The organism is Corynebacterium marinum DSM 44953 (genome assembly GCF_000835165.1).
GTDB lineage: Bacteria > Actinomycetota > Actinomycetes > Mycobacteriales > Mycobacteriaceae > Corynebacterium > Corynebacterium marinum.
In genome coordinates this window covers 1,248,020-1,268,967 of the sequence record NZ_CP007790.1, presented here as the reverse complement: position 1 = coordinate 1,268,967, position 20,948 = coordinate 1,248,020, and the positions used below count along the sequence as shown (strand labels likewise).

Here is a 20,948-nt window from a genome sequence, read left to right as displayed (position 1 = left end):
GTGGGATGGCTCCACGCTCATCGGCGGCCGTTGCGGTTGCGGTGAGTCAGGGTGAACTGGACCGTGTCCAGCATCCGCAGGCGGAAGAGTGCCTCACGCAGCGCGAACTGGTAGCTCCAGAGGCGGCGGTAGGCGATGTCGAAGCCCGCGGCAGCCGCTTCCCTGGTCTGCCCCTCGAACAGGGAGCGCTGCATGGCCAGGGAGCGTTGGTGGTGGCCTCCTACGTGGGTCTGGGCGGTGACCCGCAGGCCGGACTCGCGGTCCACCAGCCGGTGCACGTCGGTGGCGGTGGGGTACGCCAGCCCCGGCCAGACGTAGGCGCGCAACGCGTCGAGCGCGCCGCGGGCGACGGGGCTCAACGCGTCGGTGGCGATGACCGTCTGCATCGAGACGAAACCGCCCATGGTGAGCAACCGGTCCAGCGCCCGGATGTAGCCGGCCCGGTCCCGCTCATCGAGGACCTCCAGCTTCTCCACCGACACGATCGCGTCGTGGCTGCCACGCCAGTCGCGCGGCCCGGGAACCGGGTGGTCGATGACCTCGGTGTGCACCGAGGCGTCCACGCCGGCGAGCATGAGCTGCTCCGTCACCCAGCGCGCCTGCCGGGGGTCGGCGGTGAGCGTGTCGACGGTCGCCCGGCGGTGAGCCGCCCCGATCGCCACGGCCCCGCCGGTGCTCGGGTACTCCAGCAGGTGGGTGCCGGCGGTGACGCGGGCGGCGTCGAGAAGCATCTCCACCGTCCGGGCCTGGGCGTCGCCGAGATCCTCCCGGTCGACGTCCTCGGGGTCGGAGAAGGTGGTCAGGTCGACGAAGTGCGTGGCCAGGCCGCGGCCGCGGGAATGCCCGGGGACGTGGCTGGGCACGGCGGTCCGGACGGTCGTGGGCACCCCGGAGGCGAAGACCCCGCCGAAGGCGCTGAAACCGTCGCCGGAGCTGAGCCGGACCAGTTCGGCGGGCAGTTCGCCCCCGCCGTAACGCCCCGGGGAGGGTAACCGTCCGGGGATCCCTCCGCGGGGACGGTAACCGGTGCCGATCAACGCTTCGAGAACATCCGCGAGACGGTCCGAGCGCCACTCGCCCGCCATGAAACTCTCCGCCAGTCCGAGCCAGCCGGATACGGCCAACCGGGGGAACAGTGCGTCATGCTCGACCACGAGATCGGGGTCGCCGGCCGGGTCCAGTTCCAGGCCGGCGGCGGCGCAGGCGCGTGCGAACGACGCCTCCGCGACGCGTGCGCGCAGGTCGACGAGCCGTCCGGCCGGGACGTCAGCCAGGCCGGGCCACGCCGCAGCGTCGATCGCCGCCAGATGGGGATGCCTCACAACCGACGATCCTAACCCCCGCCCTGCCCGCAAACACGAAAACCTCCGCTTTCCGATGCCCGGAACCGGGGTTGACCAGAAATTTCAGGTCCTCCCACGGCCGTATTGGTGACAGGAACCCGATACGATAGGGTCCGTTGCTTCCCGCAAAGTAGATGAGGAACTGATCTTCAATGACGAACACCCCTTTCCGCCCTGAGGGCGGCCGCCACCACGTGGTGATCATCGGCTCCGGTTTCGGCGGCCTTTTTGCCGCGCAGGAACTGAAGAACGCCGACGTGGACATCACGATCATCGACCGGACCAACCACCACCTTTTCCAGCCGTTGCTGTACCAGGTAGCGACCGGCATCCTGTCCTCCGGCGAGATCGCGCCGTCGATCCGCCAGGTTCTCAAGGGCCAGGACAACGCGCACGTGGTGAAGGGGGAAGTCACCGACATCGACCTCGAGGGCCAGATTGTCACCACCTCCCTCGGCGCCTACACCCGCACCTACGGGTACGACTCCCTCATCATCGCCGCCGGCGCCTCCCAGTCCTACTTCGGCAACGACCACTTCGCCGAGTTCGCGCCGGGCATGAAGTCCATCGACGACGCCCTGGAGATCCGCGCCCGCGTCGTCGGCGCCTTCGAGCGCGCCGAGCTGGCCAAGGACCCCGCGCAGCGCGAGCGCCTGCTCACTTTCGTCATCGTCGGCGCCGGCCCGACCGGCGTGGAGCTGGCGGGCCAGCTGGCCGAGCTCTCCCACCGCACGCTGACCGGCGAGTACTCCAACTTCTCCCCGGCGGCCGCGAAGATCATCCTGCTCGACGGTGCACCTCAGGTGCTGCCGCCCTTCGGCAAGCGCCTGGGCCGTAACGCGCAGCGCCAGCTGGAGAAGCTCGGCGTCGACGTGCGTCTCAACGCCATGGTCACCGACGTCGACGACCGGACCGTCGTGTACAAGAACACCGTCGACGGCACCGAAACCACCATCGAGACCTTCACCAAGATCTGGTCTGCCGGAGTGTCCGCCTCCCCGCTGGGCAGGCTCGTCGCCGAGCAGGCCGGTGCCGAGACCGACCGTGCCGGCCGTGTCATGGTCAACGAAGACCTGACGGTGGGCGAGCACAAGAACGTCTTCGTCGTGGGTGACATGATGAACTACAACAACCTGCCGGGCGTGGCCCAGGTCGCCATCCAGGCGGGCCAGTACGCCGCCGAGCACATCGCGGACGAGGCCGCCGGCCGCTCCACCCCGGGCCAGCGCACTCCCTTCGAGTACTTCGACAAGGGCTCCATGGCCATCGTCTCGCGCTTCAGCGCCGTGGTGAAGATGGGCAAGGTCGAGGTCACCGGATTCATCGGCTGGCTGCTGTGGTTGGCCGTGCACGTGATGTTCCTCGTCGGCTTCCGCAACCGGGCGGTCTCCATGATCAACTGGGGCCTCAACAGCGTCGCGCCGAAGCGCTACAACCTCGCCACCACCCGTCAGCAGCTGCATTCGCGCACGGCGCTGATGAAGCTGCAGGAGTTCACCTCCGAGATCGAGGGCGACACCCCGATCGAACTGCGCGACACCGCGAAGTTCACCGGCAAGAAAGAGATCCGCTAGTCGCTTACGCAGCGGCGAGGTTAAGGCCCGGACGAGAACTGTCTCGTCCGGGCCTTCCTCGCCTTAATAGTATTACATCCTACTGGGACACTGTGCGCCGAGGGGATATACTGGGCTGTGGTTGTGGCACGCATTGCTCGACACCGCCCGGCTGGGGCGCTCGAAGGGTTGTGGGGGTAGCAATGGCGCCACCGTCAACCGAATACTGCACCGTCTTTACATCCCACCCTGAGAGGTAGACACGTGAACACCACCACCCCGCTCGAGACCCGGGCATGGGAAGGTTTCTTGGAAGGCCCGTGGGTCGACACCATCGACGTACGCGATTTCATCCAGCGGAATTTCACCCCCTTCACCGGCGGCGCGGATTTCCTCGCCGGCCCCACCGGGAAGACGCTGCGCACCTGGCGGCACCTGGAGGACAGGTACCTGTCCGTCGAACGCGAACGACGCGTCTACGACGTCGACACGGACACCCCGGCGGACATCGACGCCTTCGACCCCGGTTACATCTCCGACGACGACGACGTCATCGTCGGCCTGCAGACCGACACCCCGCTCAAACGCGCCATGATGCCCTACGGCGGCTGGCGCATGGTCGAGGCCGCGATCCGGGAGGCCGGCAAGGAGCCGAATGAGAAGGTCAAGGAGATCTTCACCCGCTACCGCAAGACCCACAACGAAGCGGTGTTCGACCTCTACACTCCGCGCATCCGGGCCGCGCGTTCCGCGCACATCATCACCGGTCTGCCCGACGCCTACGGCCGCGGCCGCATCATCGGCGACTACCGCCGCGTGGCGCTCTACGGCGTCGACAAGCTCATCCAGGACAAGGAGGCCGCGAAGCACGCCGTGCACGCGCAGGGCTTCTCGGAGCACTGGGCCCGCTACCGCGAGGAGCACTCCGAGCAGATCAAGGCGCTGAAGAAGCTCAAGGTGATGGCGCAGTCCTACGGCATCGACATCTCGGGGCCTGCAGCCACCGCACAGGAGGCCGTGCAGTGGACCTACTTCGGCTATCTCGGCGCCATCAAGTCGCAGGACGGGGCCGCCATGTCGATCGGCCGGCTGTCCTCCTTCCTCGACATCTACTTCGAGCGCGACCTCGCCGCCGGAACGCTGACCGAGGAGGGCGCGCAGGAGATCATCGACGCCCTGGTGATCAAGCTGCGCATCGTCCGCTTCCTGCGCACCGAGGACTACGACCAGATCTTCTCCGGCGACCCCTACTGGGCCACCTGGTCCGACGCCGGGTTCATGGACGACGGCCGCCCGCAGGTGACCAAAACGTCCTTCCGCCTGCTGCAGACGCTGCGCAACCTGGGGCCGGCGCCCGAGCCGAACATCACCGTCTTCTGGGACGATCAGCTCCCTGACGGCTACAAGGAGTTCTGCGCCGCCATCTCCATCGAGACCAGCTCGATCCAGTACGAGTCGGACAAGCAGATCCGCGACCGCTGGGGCGACGACGCCGCCATCGCCTGCTGCGTGTCGCCGATGAAGGTGGGCAAGCAGATGCAGTTCTTCGGCGCCCGCGTCAACGCGGCGAAGTCCCTGCTCTACGCCATCAACGGCGGCCGGGACGAGGTCACCGGCAAGCAGGTCACCCTGCCCGGCGCGTTCGCCCCCGTCACCGGTGACGGGCCGCTCGACTTCGACGAGGTCTGGGAGAAGTACGAGTTGATGCTCGACTGGGTCATCGGCACCTACATCGAGGCGCTCAACATCATCCACTGGTCCCACGACAAGTACGCCTACGAGGCCATCGAAATGGCACTGCACGACTCGGACATCATCCGGACCATGGGCTGCGGCATCGCGGGGTTGTCGATCGTCGCGGACTCCCTGTCCGCCATCCGGTACGCGCAGGTCACCCCGGTCCGCGACGAGACCGGCCTGGTCGTCGACTACCTCACCGAGGGCGAGTTCCCCCGCTACGGCAACGACGACGACCGCGCCGACGACATCGCCGCGACCATCGTTCACACGGTCATGGCGAAGATCAGGGAGAACCACCTCTACCGCGACGCGATCCCCACCCAGTCGGTGCTCACCATCACCTCGAACGTGGTGTACGGCAAGGCCACCGGCAATTTCCCCGACGGCCACCGCGCGGGCACCCCGTTCTCGCCCGGTGCGAACCCGAGCAACGGCGCCGACACCCACGGGATGGTCGCGTCCATGCTGTCGGTGGGCAAGCTCGACTACCACGACGCACTCGACGGCATTTCGCTGACCAACACCATCACCCCCTCCGGGCTCGGCCGCACCAAGGTCGAGCAGATCGGCAACCTCGTCGGAATCCTCGACGCAGGTTTCATCATGGACGACAACTAGGAGACCCCCAGCATGTCCAACAAGACCTTCGACGAGCGCATGGCAGACATGAAGGCCTCCCGCTCCGCGAACAACATGGATTCCGGCCTGTACCACGCCAACATCAACGTCCTGGACAAGTCCACGCTCGAGGACGCGATGGCCAACCCGGAGAACTACCCCAACCTGACGGTGCGGGTCTCCGGCTACGCGGTGAACTTCGTCAAGCTGACCCGCGAGCAGCAGAGCGACGTCATCTCCCGCACCTTCCACCAGGGCGCGTAGTGGCCGGGGACGGTGTGACCGGTGCCGTTCATCTCACCCCGTCGCAGGGTGAGAAGGCCCGCGGGGTCGCCGCCGGTCTCGGCGGCACCGCCGGGGACCTCACCCGCCCCGAGCTTCTCGACGCCCGCCTCACCGGCGACGTCGCCCTCGTCCATTCCTGGGAGATGGTCACCTCGGTCGACGGCCCCGGCACCCGCATGACGCTTTTCCTCAGCGGTTGCCCGCTGCGCTGCCGGTACTGCCACAACCCGGACACGATGGAGATGCGCACCGGCACCCTGGAGCGGGTGGAGGACGTGGTCAAGCGCGTCAAGCGCTACCAGCGCGTCTTCCGGGCGACCGGCGGCGGCCTGACCATCTCCGGCGGCGAACCGCTCTTCCAGCTCGCCTTCACCCGGCGGGTGCTGGCCGCAGCCCATGAGGCGGGGATCCACACGGCCATAGACACCTCCGGTTTTCTCGGCTCCCGTCTCAGCGACGGGGACCTGGCCAACATCGACCTCGTGCTTCTCGACGTCAAGTCCGGCAACGAGGACACCTACCGCACGGTCACCGGCCAGTCCCTGCAGCCGACGATCGACTTCGGCGACCGTCTGGCCGGGCTGGGCAAGCCGGTGTGGGTCCGCTTCGTCCTGGTGCCTGGTCTGACGGACGACCCCGAGAACGTGGCGCAGGTGGCCGATATCGTCGCGCGCTGGCCCAACGTCGAGCGGGTGGAAGTGCTCCCCTTCCACAACATGGGCGCCGACAAGTGGCGCGAGCTGGGCATCCCCTACCACCTGGCGGACACGAAGCCCCCGTCGCCGGGGGCACTCGAGGACACGCGCCGGGTCTTCCTCGACCGCGGGATCACCACTTACTGATAGTCTTTTCCACGACATTGGGGTGCACGGCTGCAGGGCTGTGCTGAGAACATACCCATTGAACCTGCTCTAGCTAGAACTAGCGAAGGGATTGTCGTGACTCAGCCACGCGTTCTGTCCATTGCCGGCACCGATCCGACGGGAGGCGCGGGTGTCCAGGCGGACCTGAAGTCCATCGCCGCAGCCGGCGGCTTCGGCATGGCCGCCGTCACCGCGCTGGTGGCGCAGAACACCCACGGGGTCCGCTCCGTGCACACCCCGCCCCACGAGTTCCTCCGGGAACAGCTCGCCGCCGTCTTCGACGACGTCACCGTCGACGCAGTGAAGATCGGCATGCTCGGCGACGTGGACACCATCGCGGTCGTCTGCGACGCCCTGGCCGCCCGCCCGGCCGGGCACGTCGTCCTCGATCCGGTCATGGTGGCCAGCTCCGGCGACCGGCTGCTCGACGAGGACGCCGAGGCCGGCGTCCGCGAACTCGGCCGCCTGGTCGACGTGATCACCCCGAACCTGCGGGAGCTGGCGGTCCTCTGCGGCACGGACATGGCCGGCGACCTCGACGAGGCCATCGCCCAGGCCGCGGGACTGGCCGCGGACGCGGGCACCACCGTCATCGTCAAGGGCGGGCACCTGACGGGCTCGGCCGCCGACAACGCGGTCGTGCACCCGGACGGCACCGTCCACCACGTCCCCACCGCACGCATCGACACCGCAAACACGCACGGCACCGGCTGTTCCCTGTCCGCGGCCCTGGCCACCCGCATGGCAGCGGGCGAGTCCGCGGCCGAGGCCCTCGAGTGGTCCACCCGCTGGCTCCACGAATCCATCCGCCACGCCGACGACCTCGACGTCGGCGGCGGACACGGCCCGGTCGACCACTTCCACCGCACCCGCCGCCTGGCGGCCGCGGCGGACACCACCCCGTGGCGGCACCTCACCGGCACCCTGCCGAGCGTGCCCGCCCCCGCCCCGCACCTGGCTCCCGCCGGACCGCACACGCAGGCGATGTGGGACGCCACCGGCGAGGTCTGGAACGAGATCATGGACCTGACGTTCATCCGTGAGCTCCGGGACGGCACCCTGCGTCACCGGGACTTCGCCTTCTACCTGGACCAGGACGCGCAGTACCTCAACCGCTACTCCCGGGCGCTGGCGCTGCTCTCCGCCAACGCCACCGACCAGGAGGGGCAGATCGGCTGGTCGGAGGGCGCTATGGGGGTGCTGGCGGGCGAGGCGCAGCTGCACCGCGACTGGTTGGGAACCAACGGCGTCACCGTCACGGCCCCCTCCCCCGTCACCCTGGCCTACACCAACTTCCTCGTCGCCTCCTGCGCCGTAGAGCCCTATGCCGTGGGGGCCGCCTCGGTGCTGCCCTGCTACTGGCTCTACGCGGAGATCGGCTTCGAACTGACCGGGGACAACCATCCGGAGCACCCCTACCACGCATGGCTGCAGACCTACTCCGGGGAGGAGTTCATCGAGGGCGCGCGCGGCGCCATCGCGCGCACCGAGCGCGCCCTGGCGGCGGCCTCCCCGGCCGAGCGGGAACAGGCGATGGCCGCCTACCTCAACGCCTGCGTCTACGAGCGGGAGTTCTTCGCCCAGGCCGACCGCGCCTGGTAGTCAGTGCCCGAGCGCGCTGTCGATGGCCGACTGCGCGGTCGGCTCCGTGAACTGGAAACCGGAGCCTGTGAGCACCTCCGGTTCCACCCTGGCGTCGGCAAGCAGCAGGGACTCCGCGGCGTCACGGCCCAGGACCATCCGCAGCGCCCACTTCGGCGCGGGGATGAGGTAGGGCCGGCGCAGACGCTCAGCGAGGTGCCGACCGATGTCGCGGGCGCTGGCCGGGGTCGGGCCGCTGAGGTTGACCGGCCCGGTGATGCCGTGGTCGATGATGTGGCGGATCGCGCGAACCTCGTCCTCCAGGGAGATCCACGGCCAGATCTGACGGCTGGTGCCCAGCGGGCCGTTGAGGCCGAACCGGGTGAGGGGAATCAGAGGTTTGAGCACCGCCTCCGGGTGCAGCAGGGACGCGGTGCGCAGCAGCGCCACCTTCGCCTCGGGGCCGGCCTTGAGGGCTTCCGCCTCCCAGTCGACGCAGAGCCGGGCGAGGAAGCCTTCACCTGGGCCGCTGGTTTCCGTGAGGGTTTCCCCGGGGCGGTCGCCGTAGATGCCGACGGCGGAGGCGGAGACCAGCATCGGCGCGTCCTTCCCCAGTGTGCGGATCGCGTCGGCGAGCGTGCGGGTGGGTGCCAGCCGGGAGGAGCGGAGCACCTGGCGGTATTTCCCCGTCCACGGGAGTTTCCCGATGCTGGCGCCGTTGAGGTTGACGACCGCGTCGGCACCGGCGAGCAGACCGGGATCCAGGTCGCCGCTCCCTGGCTCCCAGAACGCTTCGCCGGCGTTGCGGGGCTGTCTTCGCACGAGCCTGACGACTTCGACGCCGTCAGCCTCCAGCGACGTGGCGAGGGCGGAGCCGATCAGTCCGGACGCGCCGGAGATGATGATTCTGGTGGGGGCCATGGGGGGTTACCTTCTGTGGGCGGGGGTTGAGGGTCTGGTGAAGATCGCCACGAGGAACTGCGAGTTCTCCGTGAAGGGCTTGAGGTCCCAGGACTCGAAGACGTTCTCCGGCTCGAGTCCGGCCTCCCGGGCGGTTGCCATGAAGTCGTCGAAGCCCCAGCCGCGGCCCGCCCCGAAGCCGACGACGAAGCGGCCGCCAGGTGTGAGCGCGCGGGCGATGTTCTCCAGGGCGGGCAGGCGGCCGTCGAGGGCGAGGAAGCCCATGACGTTGCCGGTGGAGACCACCAGGTCGAAGCCGCCGCCGGGGATCTCGTCGGCGCTCAGGTCGCCCACGGCCCACGCCGCATCCGGGTAGAGCTCGCGGGCGTGGGAGATGAGCACCGGGTCGATGTCCGTGCCCGTCACCTCGTGGCCCCGCGCCGCGAGGTAACCGCCGACGCGGCCCTGCCCGCAGCCGGCGTCGAGGATGCGGGCGTTGCGGGGCACGAGGGCGTCGACAAGCCGGGCCTCGCCGTCGATGTCGTCGCCGCGGTCGATCATCGTCTGCCAGCGGCGGGCGTAGTTCTCCGAGTGGTCGGGATTCTGCGCGGTCACGTCAGTCCAGGTAGCCATGGAGACCAGTATAGGAACACCGGCGGGATAAGCTGATGGACGTCCATCCGCCCGGCCCAGGAGGGAGACCGCCCCAGTGCCCAGTCCTTTTGAACGTGCTCTCCCGCCGCTGGCGCGGAAGAACGGGAACCAACGGCCTTCCGTGGAACGACCGCGCATCCGGGTGCCGCTGGAGCGGGCGATCGAGCACTGCCGCGTCTTCACCGACGGGACTCGTCGGCCGGGCGAATACCACGTGAGCTCCGCCCTCCAGGAGGTCCGCGACCACGGCAACGGTTTCGTGTGGCTGGGCCTGCACGAGCCGGACTCCCACCAGATGGAGCGGGTCGCGGAAGAGTTCGGCATTCACCCGCTCATCGTCGAGGATGCGGTCACCGCCCATCAACGCCCCAAAGTGGAGCGTTACGACGACCAGTTGTTCATGGTCGTGCGTTCCGTGCATTTCTGGGCGGACGCCTACGAAGGCAATTCGCGGGAGGTGATCACCACCGGTGAGGTGCAGATGCTCATCGGCCCCGACTTCATCATCACCGTGCGTCACGGCGCGTTGATGCCGGAGCTCTCCGACGCCCTGGAGCACAGCCCGGAGCTGGTCGCCCTCGGGCCGGCGGCCCTGGCGTGGCGGGTGGCCGACCACCTGGTGGACGACTACAGCCGGATCGCCGAACAGCTGGAGAGCGAGGTCGACGAGCTGGAGGAGGAGGTGTTCACCCCCGGATCACGCTTCAACATCGAGCAGATCTACATGTACAAGCGGGAGATCCTGGAGATGCGCCACTCCACCGATCCGCTGGCGCCGGCCCTGCGTTCACTCATCGCGGAGAACCGCGACATCCTGGGTAAGCAGCTGCGCAGCTACTTCCGGGACGTCCTCGACCACGAGATGACGGTGAAGGACCAGATCGCGGGCTACGACGAACGCCTCACCGCCCTCATCGACGCCTCGGTGGCGAAGATCACGATGCAGCAGAACACGGACATGCGCACCATCTCCGCGGTGGTCGGTATGGCGGCCGCCCCGACCCTCATCGCGGGCATCTACGGCATGAACTTCGAGCACATGCCCGAGCTGGAGCACGAGTACGGCTACTACATCGTCCTGGCGCTCATCGCGTTGCTGGTGGCGCTGATGTTCTGGTGGTTCCGCCGCAACAACTGGCTGTGACCGGCTCCTAGAGCACCATCGTCCGCAAGGTGGTGCGCGCGACCAGGCGGCCGTCGTTGCGCATGAGAACCTGCCACACCTGGGTGCGCCCGCCGACCTGGACGGGCGTTGCCTCCGCCCGGATGACGCCGTCCCGGACGGAGGCGATGAAGTCGGTGTTGTTGTTGACCCCGACGACGACCCGGCCTTCCGCCGCCACCATGCCGGCCAGGGAACCAGTGGATTCCGCCAGCGCCGAGAACACCCCGCCGTTGACCAGCCCGACCGGCTGGAGGTGCCGCTCGTCCACGGCGACCTCGGCCTCCACCCGGCCGTTGGCGATGCGGGTGTAGCGGACACCCAGGGCGGCGTCGAGACCGCCCACTCCGGCGTTGACGAGCTCCAACGCTTCCGCGCCGATGCCCTCGGTGGTCGCGGCCGCGGCCGCGACGAGATCCCTGATCGACTTCCCGCTCATGGTGGAAGATCCTACCCACGGGCCTGCAACTAGTGGAAAGATGTGATCTTTTGCCCCGGATGGCTGCCTAACCGGGGCTCGGTGCGTAGAATCCAGAGTCATGAACACCCCTGAGAATCTCGCCCAGATCGGCGTCGTCGGACTCGCAGTCATGGGTTCCAACCTCGCCCGCAACTTCGCCTCCCGCGGACACACCGTCGCCGTCTACAACCGCTCCCCGGAGAAGACCCGCACCCTCATCGCCGAGCACGGCACGGACGGCAACTTCATCGCCTCCGAAACCATCGAGGATTTCGTCGCCTCGCTCGAACGCCCCCGTAAGGCCATCATCATGGTCCAGGCCGGCCCAGCCACGGACGCCGTGATCAGCCAGCTCGCGGACGCGATGGAGGACGGCGACATCATCATCGACGGAGGCAACGCGCTGTTCAACGACACCATCCGCCGCGAGAAGGAGATGGCCGAGCGCAACCGCCACTTCGTCGGCGCCGGCATCTCCGGCGGCGAGGAGGGCGCCCTCAACGGCCCGTCGATCATGCCGGGCGGCCCGAAGGAGTCCTGGGAGACCCTGGGCCCGCTGCTGGAGTCCATCGCCGCCGTCGTCGACGGCACCCCGTGTGTGACCCACATCGGCCCGGACGGCGCCGGCCACTTCGTCAAGATGGTCCACAACGGCATCGAGTACGCCGACATGCAGGTCATCGGCGAGGCCTACCAGCTGCTGCGCTTCGGCGCGGGCATGGAGCCGGCCGAGATCGCCGACGTCTTCGCCGAGTGGAACCGGGGCGACCTGGACTCCTACCTCATCGAGATCACCGCGGAGGTGCTCCGCCAGGTCGACGCCGAGACCGGCAAGCCGCTCGTCGACGTCATCCTCGACGCCGCCGGCCAGAAGGGCACCGGCCGCTGGACGGTCAAGGAGGCCCTCGACCTGGGTGTACCGGTCACCGGCATCGGCGAGGCCGTCTTCGCCCGCGCCCTGTCCTCCTCCCTCGATCAGCGCAAGGCCGCCCAGGGCAACCTGCCGACCGGCGCCCTGAAGACCTTCCAGGAGCTGAACCTGGACAAGGAGCGCTTCGTCGAGGACGTCCGGCGCGCCCTCTACGCCTCCAAGCTGGTGGCCTACTCCCAGGGCTTCGACGAGATCAAGGCAGGCTCCGACGAGTACGGCTGGGGCGTGGACCCCCGCGACCTGGCCACCATCTGGCGCGGCGGCTGCATCATCCGGGCGAAGTTCCTCAACCGCATCGTCGAGGCCTACGACAACGACCCCGCTCTGCCCGCCCTGCTCCTGGACCCGTACTTCAAGGGCGAGCTCGGGGATCTCATCGACTCCTGGCGCGAAGTCGTCATCGTCGCCACCCAGCTGGGTCTGCCGGTGCCGGTCTTCTCCTCTTCGCTGTCCTACTACGACTCCCTGCGCGCCGAGCGCCTGCCGGCCGCCATCATCCAGGGCCAGCGCGACTTCTTCGGAGCGCACACCTACCGGCGCATCGACAAGGAGGGCACCTTCCACACCCAGTGGTCCGGCGACCGCTCCGAGATCGAGTCCTAGCGCCTCCGCCGCATCACCCGTCCTGTCCCGACCATGGAGTTTCGGCCGGCAGCGACTACACTGTCAGCAATGACAACTTTCAAGGACCTCGGTCTTCCCCTGCCCATCGTGCGTGAACTTCAGCGGCAGGGTATCACCGAGCCTTTCCCCATCCAGGAGGCCGCGATCCCGGATGCGCTGGCCGGCCGGGATGTGCTGGGCCGCGGCCCCACCGGCTCCGGCAAAACCTTCACCTTCGGACTGCCGATGCTGGCGCGCCTGGCCGAGTCCGGCGTCAGCCGCCCGGGACACCCGCGCGCGCTCGTCCTCACCCCGACCCGCGAGCTGGCCGTCCAGGTGCGCGAGCGTCTCGACGCCCCCGCCAACGCCCTCGGCCTGCGCACCCTCGACGTCGTCGGCGGCGTGAACGTCAACCGCCACATCCGCTCGCTGGCCGCGCCGGTGGACCTGCTGGTGGCCACCCCGGGCCGCGCCCAGGACCTGCTGGACCAGGGCAAGCTCTTCTTCGACGAGGTCTCCGTCACCGCGCTGGACGAGGCCGACCAGATGGCCGACATGGGCTTTTTGCCTCAGGTCCGCCGTCTCATGGACCGCACCCCGAAGAGCGGCCAGCGTCTGCTCTTCTCCGCCACCCTGGACGGTGACGTGCAGAAACTCATCGACCGTTACCTCACCGATCCGGTGACGCACTCGACCGCACCGGTGGAGGCGTCGGTGGACACGATGGAGCACCACCGTCTGTTGGTCGGCGACCGTGACGAGCGCAGCGACGTCATCCTGCGCATCGGCGCCCGCGAGGGCAAGACCATCATGTTCATGCGCACCAAGCACGGTGTCGACCGGCAGGTGAAGAAGCTGCGCCGCGAAGGTGTCCAGGCGGCCGGGCTGCACGGCGACAAGGGCCAGTCCACCCGCACCAACGCTCTCGCCGGTTTCTCCGACGGTTCTGTCCCCGTCCTGGTGGCCACGGACATCGCCGCGCGGGGCATCGACATCCACGACGTCTCCCTGGTCGTCCACGTCGACCCGCCCGCCGAGCACAAGGCCTACCTCCACCGCGCCGGCCGCACGGCACGCGCCGGCCTCTCCGGCACCGTGGTCACCCTCGTCATGGACGAGCAGCGCAAGGAGGTCGAGGCCATGATGCGCAAGGCTGGTGTCAAGGCCCCCGAGGTGCGCGTCACCGCCGATTCCGATGCGTTGGCCAAGATCACCGGTGCCCGGGTGCCCTCCGGTGTCCCGCTCCCGGTGCCCGGCCAGCAGCAGACCCAGGGCAGGAAGAAGCCGTCCTCCCGGCCCACCCCGCAGGGCGAGGCCCGTCAGCGCAGCCGCACCGGACGGCCCGCAGGTCAACGCCGCGGCCGCCGCTCCTCCTAACCCCTCCTAGTTCCCCACCTGGCCGATAACTGATGGACATACTCTTAAGCATTCTTTCGCTGCTCGGATTCGTCGCACTGACGGCGTCCACCGGACTCTTCGTCGCGATCGAGTTCGCGCTGACCGGCCTGGAACGGTCCACGGTGGACAACCATGTGCGGGAGAAGGGCGACCGCAGCGCCCGGGCCGTGCAGCGCGACTACCAGAGCCTCTCTTTCGTGCTCTCCGGCGCTCAGCTGGGTATCACCGTGACCACGCTGGCGACCGGCTTCCTCGCGGAGCCGATCCTGGCGCGGTATTTCACTCCCCTCCTGGAGCTGGTCGGACTGACCGAGCAGGCGTCCTCGGCGGTGGCGCTGATCCTGGCGCTGGTCGTGGCGACGTTCCTGTCCATGGTGTTCGGCGAACTGGTGCCCAAGAACGTGGCCATCACCATGCCCCTGCAGACCGCACGCGTGGTCGTCCACCCGGTCCGGGTGTTCAACCTCGTGTTCAGGGGCTTCATCCGCGTGATGAACCGCTCGGCCAACGCCGTCGTCCGCAAGCTGGGCATCGAGCCCGCGGACGAGCTGGCGTCGGCACGCTCCAGCCAGGAGCTGGGGAGCCTGGTGCGCAGTTCGGCGGAGCAGGGCGGGCTGGACGTCAACACGGCGCGGGTCATCGACCGTTCGCTGCAGTTCGGCAACGCCACCGCCAACGAGTTCATGACCCCGCGCGCGACCATCTCCTACCTGGGTGCCGAGGACACCGTCGACGACCTCATCGCGCTGGCGCTGGAGACGGGGCACTCCCGTTTCCCGGTCGCCCGGGGCGATCTCGACGAGACGGTCGGCGTGGTCCACATCAAGGACGCCTTCTCCGTTCCGCGCGACGCCCGCTCCACCACGACCCTCGGGCCTCTGGCCAGGAAGGTCCCGGTCCTGCCGGACACCCTGGACGGTGACGCCGTGCTCAACGCGGTGCGTTCCGCCGGCTCCCAGGTGGTGCTCATCGCGGACGAGTACGGCGGCACCGCCGGTCTGGTGACCATCGAGGACGTGGTGGAGGAGATCCTCGGCGAGGTCTACGACGAGTACGACGACGCCAGCGCGGAGCAGGACTTCCAGCAGTTCGGCTCCTCCTGGGAAGTCTCCGGGCTGGTCCGCATCGACGACCTCACCGCCCGCGTCGGTTACACCGCGCCCTCCGGCCCCTACGAGACCCTCGGCGGCCTCATCATGGCCGCCCTGGGCAGGATCCCCACCATCACGGACGTGCTCCTGCTGCCGGAGGCCGACCGGCCGGCCCACGCCGAGTTCGAGTCCGGCATCACCGGCAGGTGGATCGCCCGGATCACCGTCATGGAGGACCGCCGGGTGGACAAGGTGATCCTCACCCCGGTCACCGACGAGGAAGCGAAGGAATACCTCTAAGTGAACGTCTTCAGCACCATCGTCATGGTCGTCGCCCTGCTAGCGGCCAACGCCTTCTTCGTCGCCTCCGAGTTCGCGTTGATCTCCTCGCGCAAGGACCGCATCGAGTCGCTGATCGCGCAGGGCAAGAAGGGCGCCCGCAAGGTCCTCTACGCCACCGAGCACCTGTCCATCATGCTGGCCGGAGCGCAGTTCGGCATCACCATCGCCTCGCTCATCCTGGGCAAGGTCGCCGAGCCGGCGATCGCGCACTTCCTCGAGGAGCCGTTCCTGGCGCTGGGTGTCCCGCCGGACCTGCTGCACCCGCTGTCGTTCGTCATCGCGCTGGGGTTCATCACGTTCCTGCATATCCTCTTCGGCGAGATGGTTCCGAAGAACATCGCGATCGCCGGCCCGGAGACGCTGGCCATGTGGCTGACCCCGGCAATGATCTGGTGGGTGAGGATCACCCGCCCGCTCATCGAGTTCATGAACTGGGTCGCCCGCATCACGCTGCGTGCTTTCGGCATCGAGCAGAAGGACGAGCTCGACTCCAGCGTCGACGAGGCCCAGCTGGCCTTCATGATCAAGGAGTCCCGCGAGGAGGGGTTTCTCGACGCCGAGGAGACCCTGCGCCTGTCCAAGGCCCTGCGCTCCGAGAAGCGTTCCCTCACGGAGGTCATGATCCCGCTCGAGAAGGTCCGCACCCTGGACTTCGGCCGTCGCGGCCCCACTCTGGGCGACCTCGAGGAGGCCGTCGTGGAGACAGGCTACTCCCGTTTCCCCGTCACCGGGACCGACGGTTCCTTCCTCGGCTACATCCACGTCAAGGACGTGCTCGACCGCCTGGCCACCGCCGTTCCCGAGGAACACATCCCGCGGACGGAACTGCGCCCGCTGACCATCGTCGACGGCTCCGGCACGATGGACGAGGCGCTGCGCAAGCTCCACCGCCGTTCTGCGCACATGGCGCAGGTCCGCGACCGGGGCGAACTCATCGGCGTGATCACGCTCGAGGACCTCATCGAGGAGTACGTCGGCACCGTCAACGACTGGACCCACGAGGATGCCTGAGCTTCTCGACGCCCCCTCCTGGCAGCGCCGCATGACCGCCCACGAGCACCGCGCCGAGCGGCTCACCCGCGACCACCTGGCCCGCCGCCAGCGCCAGGAGAAGCACCCGGTCCACGACTTCCTCTTCGAGTACTACCCGGTCCGCCCCTCGCACCTGCGCCGGTGGCACCCGGGCCTGGGCGTCGACCTCGAGGGAACCGCACCTCACGCGCAGTGGCGCGACTACCGGGTCGCGGGCGGCCGCACCACCCTCGACCTCGCGGGTTTCTGGGCCCGCCGGGGCGATTCTCTCACCTACATCCGCGAACTGCTGCACCGGACCAACCTCAACCCCGCCCACTTCGACTGCTTCGGCCTGCACGAATGGGCCATGGTCTACCGCACCGACTCCCCGCGCCACGACCTGCCACTGCGCCTGGGCGCGGCGGGCAGCGACGCGGTCGTCGAGAAGCACCGGATCCGGTGCAGCCACTTCGACGCCTACCGCTTCTTCACCCCGGCCGCGCGGCCGCTGAACCTCACCGTGCTCGAACGCGCGGACCAGCCCGCCAACGACCAGGCCGGCTGCGTGCACGCGACGATGGACCTGTACAAGTGGGCGTCGAAACTGGGGCCGCTGGTGCCCGGCGAACTCTTCCTCGACTGTTTCGAGCTGGCCGTCGACGCGCGTGTCCTGGACATGGAGGCCTCCCCCTACGACTGCCGCGCCCACGGCATCGGCGTCGTGCCCATCGAGACACCGGAGGGCAAGGCCGAGTACGTCGAGCGGCAGCGCGGGCTGGCCGAAAGAGGAAGGCCGCTGCGCGACCGGCTTGTCTCCCTCATCGACCGCGCGGAAGCCACTACACTTCAGGCCTAACGTCCGTCGCGTCAGGAAGGCATCCCCGTGGCCCGTCACAGCAGTGGCAAGAACAACTACGCCCTCTCCGGTTCCGTCATCGTCGTCGGCGTGGTGATCCTCGCGCTCATTGCCGCTCTCGTGTGGTGGTTCAGCCTGCGCGACAATGCCCAATCCGAGCCGCAGGCGCAGGAATGCATCCAGGGCGAGATGATCCTGCCCGTCGCTGAAAGTCAGGGGGTGTCCGCGGAAGCACTGATCAACCAGTGGAACGAGACCGGCCCCGTCGTCCGCGACTACTGCGTGACAGCGGAACTGGTCGATTCCGTCGACGACGCCGCCGTCCTCCTCACCACGGACAATCCGCGCGCCGCCGAGCTGCTCGGCGACCGCACCGCCTCCTCCGCGGTCCCCGTGGACGTGTGGACCGGGCAGCTGTGGACCGCAGGCGACGAAACCGCGCTCAACGATGTCGATCCGGCCGAGGTGAGCTACCCCGTCGCCACCGACCCGGACACGGCCGTCGCTGTCGCCGTGGCACTGGCCGGCGAGGGCGCACCTGCCCTCATCCAGCGCGACCGCGAGGTCACAACGGATTCCGACGCCGAGATCCTCGCCGTCGGCCCCGCCGCCGGCATCCACAAGGGAGCCGGCGCCACCGAAGTCATCGACGGGGCCGAGGTGGTCACCCTCGCCCACATCCTCAGCCCCGCAGGCGACGTCACCGAGGAACAGTCCCGCGCGGCAGCCGCCTTCACCGACTTCCACGACGCCACCGGGGACGTCCCGGCCGACCTTCCGGACCGCTCCGCCGCCTGGGCCGCCGTGACCGAGGACGTGGCGGCCGAGGAGACTCCGGAGGCGGAGGCGCCGGAGACCGCCGCGCCGGCCGACACCCTCATTCTGCTGGACACCTCGGCGGGAACGACCGCCGCCTTCGGGGACCGCTCCATCTACGCCGCGTCGGCCGCCGCCCTCGGCCCGATTGCCCGCGACCTCGGCGCCGGCGGGCAGCAGGTGGCCCTGTGGAACTACTCCTCCCCGCTCAACCCGGGTGTGACACAGGGCTGGCGCCGCAACGTGAACTTCTCCGACGGCCGGCAGGCGGCCGACGCCGTGCTGCGCTTCGGCACCGGCGGCGTCCCGCAGACCCGCTCCGCCCTCGTGGCCGCCCTGGCCAACGCGGCGGACCAGTCCCGGGCCACCGGTGAACCCGCCCGGGTTCTCCTGGTCACCAGCGGCACCGCCCAGGACATGGACGACGCCGCCTTCACCCAGGCGTTCACCGACGCGATCGGCGACGCCGACGTCTCCGTCGACGTGGTCCACGTCGGCGGCGGCGAGGTCGATGGGGTCCTGGCCGGTTTGACCGGGCACACCCAGATCACAGATCCGGCGCAGCTCGAGTCCGCGCTGCGGGCGGCCGCGGGGCTCTGACCCCGGAATCGGAGAAACCGCCTCCCTCCGGCCGCACGTGAGCGGGGCGGGGAGGAAGGCGGCGTGGAGAAGCGGGTGTCTAGCTGGTCTTACGCTGACGACGGGCGGCGAGCTCGTCCATGCCGATGACGGTGGGCTCGTTGTCGGCCTCGACACGCTCGGACGGGAAAGACGCGATGGTCCCGGTGAGTTCCTTCATGATTCCCGGGACCGCGATGCCGAACACGCCCTGGCCGCCGCCGAGTAAATCAATGACCTCGTCGGCGGAGCGGCACTCGTAGACGGTGGTGCCGTCGGAGACCAGGGTGATCTCGGCGATGTCGTTGGCCCCGCGGTCGCGCAGCTTGTCCACCGCGAGACGGATGTTCTGCAGGGAGATGCCGGTGTCCAGCAGACGCTTGACGATCTTCAGCACGAGAATGTCGCGGAAGGAGTAGAGACGCTGGGAGCCGGAACCGCGGGCGCCGCGGATGGAGGGCACGACCAGTTTGGTCCGCGCCCAGTAATCCAACTGGCGGTAGGTGATGCCCGCAACCTGGCACGCAATGGGCACGCGGTAGCCGACTTCCTCACCCGGACCGAGGTCGAAGAGTGACTCCTGGACAGGCTGATCGTTCGTGCTCACGTAATTACTCCCATGGGGTTTGGAAAGGCGCCCTATGCGTCATTAAAGACCAAGGGTAGACGAACGTCAATGGTCCACCCGCCGACACGCCGCAACTCAGACCCTCAATAGCAGGTCACGCCTACTCCTTCTCGCCGTCACCCCGCGACCCGCCGGTGTCGGCGTCATCATCCCGGTCGAGAGGACCGTGCGGGCCGTTGCCCCGGAAAAAGTCTGATTCGGACATCCCCAGGGAGCGCATCATCTCCTCGAAATCCGCGTCCGCCTTCGCATCGCCGGAGGCCGAGAGTTCCTCTCCCCCGGCCTGCGGTACGGAATCGAAACGCAGGCCGAAGCTCTCCTCCATGATGTCGTCCGAGACGAAGAAGGAAGTGTGGGTGAGGACATCCTCCTCCACGTGAATCGGCAGTTCCAGAGCACGGGCGACCAGCAGGGCGTCGGAGGGGCGGGCGTCGAGCTGCTCGCCGTCGGCCAACACGATGGAGGCGATGAACACCCCCTCGAAATGGCTGATGATGTTCACCGCCGTGACCCCGCCGGTGGTCCGGTTGAGCAGGTCGAGCAGGAGGTCGACCGTGCCTGGTCGGCGCGGGGTGTAACCACCCTCCCGGATATCCAGTTCCGCCGCGGCCAGGGGGGACAGCCAGATCGGCAGGACACGGTTCTGCTCGGCCCAGCGCAGGATCACGCAGGTGAACTGCTCGGGGCCGGTGGTGTGGATGCCGTGGAATTCCACGGGGATCAACGTCATGACAGTTCCTCCCGCAGGGCGTTTTTGACCAGTCCGGCGTGCAGGGACACTACCAGGGCACTCATCTGCTGCCCCATCTCCTCCGCGCGCTGCCGGGCGGAATCCCCCTTCGACCGGGCCACCGGGCCAGCGACCTGGCCGATGAGGTCGGCCTGCCGGTAGGCGGTGTTGCGCAGCGACCTCAGGTGCCGCTGGTCGAAGCCGAAGCCCTTGAGCGCCTGCGCCGTGGTGACCAGGCGCACGTCGTCGACGTTGAAGAAACCCGCCGCGTCGGGCTTGATAAGCCCGGCCTCGAGCAGCTCGAGGACGTCCGCCATGGATGCACCCGCCTGCTCGGCCACTTCGGTGTCGGTGAGGCGGGTGGCCGCCGGCGCGCGGAAGCTGTCCGGCGACACTATCGGCTCCGCCTCGGCGGCGCTGAGAATCGCGGTCACCGCACCGGAATCCATGGCCTCCAGCTGCTCCCTGATCACTTTGAGCGGCAGGTAGTTGTCGCGCTGGGTGAGCAGGATGTAGCGCAGGCGCTGGACATCGTCGGCGGTGAAACGCCGGTAGCCGGAAGCGGTCCGCTGCGGCGTGATGAGCCCCTCTGATTCGAGGAACCGGATCTTGGAGACGGTCACGTCGGGGAACTCGCCGCGCAGCTCCTCGAGGACCTTACCGATGGACAGGGTCCTCACTGTCCGGGGTGCACCCCCGGTGGAGCTGTGCGTCGAGGTCGAACCGGCGTCCGTCGACTTTCGAACAGCACTCACTGTTATC

General features: G+C 68.5%; 16 protein-coding genes, 3 pseudogenes and 1 riboswitch. Of the genes and pseudogenes, 12 read left to right on the top strand and 7 right to left on the bottom strand.

The genetic code is table 11. The features are described from left to right. Positions 1-17: 17 nt before the first annotated feature. The gene (locus B840_RS06075) at positions 18-1,322 is read right to left on the bottom strand and encodes an SAM-dependent methyltransferase (protein ID WP_042621408.1); all 1,305 of its coding nucleotides are present in this window, start codon (positions 1,320-1,322) and stop codon (positions 18-20) included. Between the two features lie 173 nt (positions 1,323-1,495). Here B840_RS06075 and B840_RS06070 point away from each other — a divergent pair, with 173 nt between their 5' ends. The 5 genes and pseudogenes from B840_RS06070 to B840_RS06050 all read left to right on the top strand — a co-directional run. Next, on the top strand, positions 1,496-2,917 hold the full coding sequence (locus tag B840_RS06070; protein ID WP_042621407.1) for an NAD(P)/FAD-dependent oxidoreductase: 1,422 nt from the start codon (positions 1,496-1,498) through the stop codon (positions 2,915-2,917). 243 nt (positions 2,918-3,160) lie between these two features. Beyond that, a pseudogene (locus B840_RS06065) lies at positions 3,161-4,984 on the top strand (pyruvate formate lyase family protein); the annotation flags it as partial. Further along, a pseudogene (gene grcA2, locus B840_RS14045) lies at positions 4,964-5,518 on the top strand (autonomous glycyl radical cofactor GrcA2). The pseudogenes B840_RS06065 and grcA2, both read left to right, overlap by 21 nt. Continuing rightward, complete coding sequence (gene pflA / locus B840_RS06055) at positions 5,518-6,381, top strand: pyruvate formate-lyase-activating protein (protein WP_042621404.1); 864 nt, start codon at positions 5,518-5,520, stop codon at positions 6,379-6,381. The pseudogene grcA2 and the gene pflA overlap by 1 nt, the downstream one beginning before the upstream one ends. A gap of 8 nt (positions 6,382-6,389) precedes the next feature. Beyond that, positions 6,390-6,489: riboswitch (TPP riboswitch) on the top strand. Next, positions 6,478-8,004: pseudogene (locus B840_RS06050) on the top strand (bifunctional hydroxymethylpyrimidine kinase/phosphomethylpyrimidine kinase); the annotation flags it as partial. (Overlaps the previous riboswitch by 12 nt.) Here B840_RS06050 and B840_RS06045 read toward each other — a convergent pair. Beyond that, positions 8,005-8,904: a TIGR01777 family oxidoreductase gene (locus B840_RS06045; protein ID WP_042621402.1), complete on the bottom strand. Its 900-nt coding sequence runs from the start codon at positions 8,902-8,904 to the stop codon at positions 8,005-8,007. A gap of 6 nt (positions 8,905-8,910) precedes the next feature. Next, a complete protein-coding gene (locus B840_RS06040; protein WP_042621401.1) occupies positions 8,911-9,516 on the bottom strand; it encodes a class I SAM-dependent methyltransferase in 606 nt (201 codons plus the stop codon). A gap of 76 nt (positions 9,517-9,592) precedes the next feature. On the opposite strand from B840_RS06040, the gene corA reads away from it, so the two are divergent. Beyond that, positions 9,593-10,681 carry a magnesium/cobalt transporter CorA gene (gene corA, locus B840_RS06035; protein ID WP_042621400.1) on the top strand — a complete coding sequence of 363 codons (1,089 nt, stop codon included), beginning with the start codon at positions 9,593-9,595 and terminating at the stop codon, positions 10,679-10,681. Positions 10,682-10,688: 7 nt separating this feature from the next. Here the strand turns inward: corA and B840_RS06030 are convergent, their stop codons facing one another. Then, positions 10,689-11,138, bottom strand: a complete 450-nt coding sequence (locus B840_RS06030) for a PaaI family thioesterase (RefSeq protein WP_042621399.1) — start codon at positions 11,136-11,138, stop codon at positions 10,689-10,691. A 100-nt stretch (positions 11,139-11,238) separates the two neighbouring features. On the opposite strand from B840_RS06030, the gene gndA reads away from it, so the two are divergent. From gndA to B840_RS06000, 6 genes are all read left to right on the top strand, one after another. Next, a complete protein-coding gene (gene gndA, locus B840_RS06025) occupies positions 11,239-12,693 on the top strand; it encodes an NADP-dependent phosphogluconate dehydrogenase (RefSeq protein WP_042621398.1) in 1,455 nt (484 codons plus the stop codon). A gap of 69 nt (positions 12,694-12,762) precedes the next feature. Beyond that, complete coding sequence (locus B840_RS06020) at positions 12,763-14,070, top strand: DEAD/DEAH box helicase (protein ID WP_042621397.1); 1,308 nt, start codon at positions 12,763-12,765, stop codon at positions 14,068-14,070. Between the two features lie 32 nt (positions 14,071-14,102). After that, complete coding sequence (locus B840_RS06015; protein ID WP_042621396.1) at positions 14,103-15,482, top strand: hemolysin family protein; 1,380 nt, start codon at positions 14,103-14,105, stop codon at positions 15,480-15,482. Between the two features lie 24 nt (positions 15,483-15,506). After that, a complete protein-coding gene (locus tag B840_RS06010; RefSeq protein WP_373285112.1) occupies positions 15,507-16,535 on the top strand; it encodes a hemolysin family protein in 1,029 nt (342 codons plus the stop codon). Next, complete coding sequence (locus tag B840_RS06005; RefSeq protein ID WP_042621394.1) at positions 16,528-17,394, top strand: hypothetical protein; 867 nt, start codon at positions 16,528-16,530, stop codon at positions 17,392-17,394. The genes B840_RS06010 and B840_RS06005 overlap by 8 nt, the downstream gene beginning before the upstream one ends. Positions 17,395-17,421: 27 nt before the next feature. Further along, on the top strand, positions 17,422-18,810 hold the full coding sequence (locus B840_RS06000) for a hypothetical protein (RefSeq protein WP_042621393.1): 1,389 nt from the start codon (positions 17,422-17,424) through the stop codon (positions 18,808-18,810). Positions 18,811-18,889: 79 nt separating this feature from the next. Here the strand turns inward: B840_RS06000 and B840_RS05995 are convergent, their stop codons facing one another. The 3 genes from B840_RS05995 to ftsR form a co-directional block, all read right to left on the bottom strand. Continuing rightward, on the bottom strand, positions 18,890-19,435 hold the full coding sequence (locus B840_RS05995) for a MerR family transcriptional regulator (protein WP_042621392.1): 546 nt from the start codon (positions 19,433-19,435) through the stop codon (positions 18,890-18,892). 121 nt (positions 19,436-19,556) lie between these two features. Beyond that, positions 19,557-20,186 (bottom strand): bifunctional nuclease family protein, encoded by a 630-nt coding sequence (locus B840_RS05990; protein ID WP_042621391.1) that lies wholly within the window; start codon positions 20,184-20,186, stop codon positions 19,557-19,559. Then, complete coding sequence (ftsR, locus tag B840_RS05985; protein WP_042621390.1) at positions 20,183-20,941, bottom strand: transcriptional regulator FtsR; 759 nt, start codon at positions 20,939-20,941, stop codon at positions 20,183-20,185. Before ftsR ends, B840_RS05990 begins: the two co-directional genes overlap by 4 nt. Positions 20,942-20,948 lie beyond the last annotated feature (7 nt).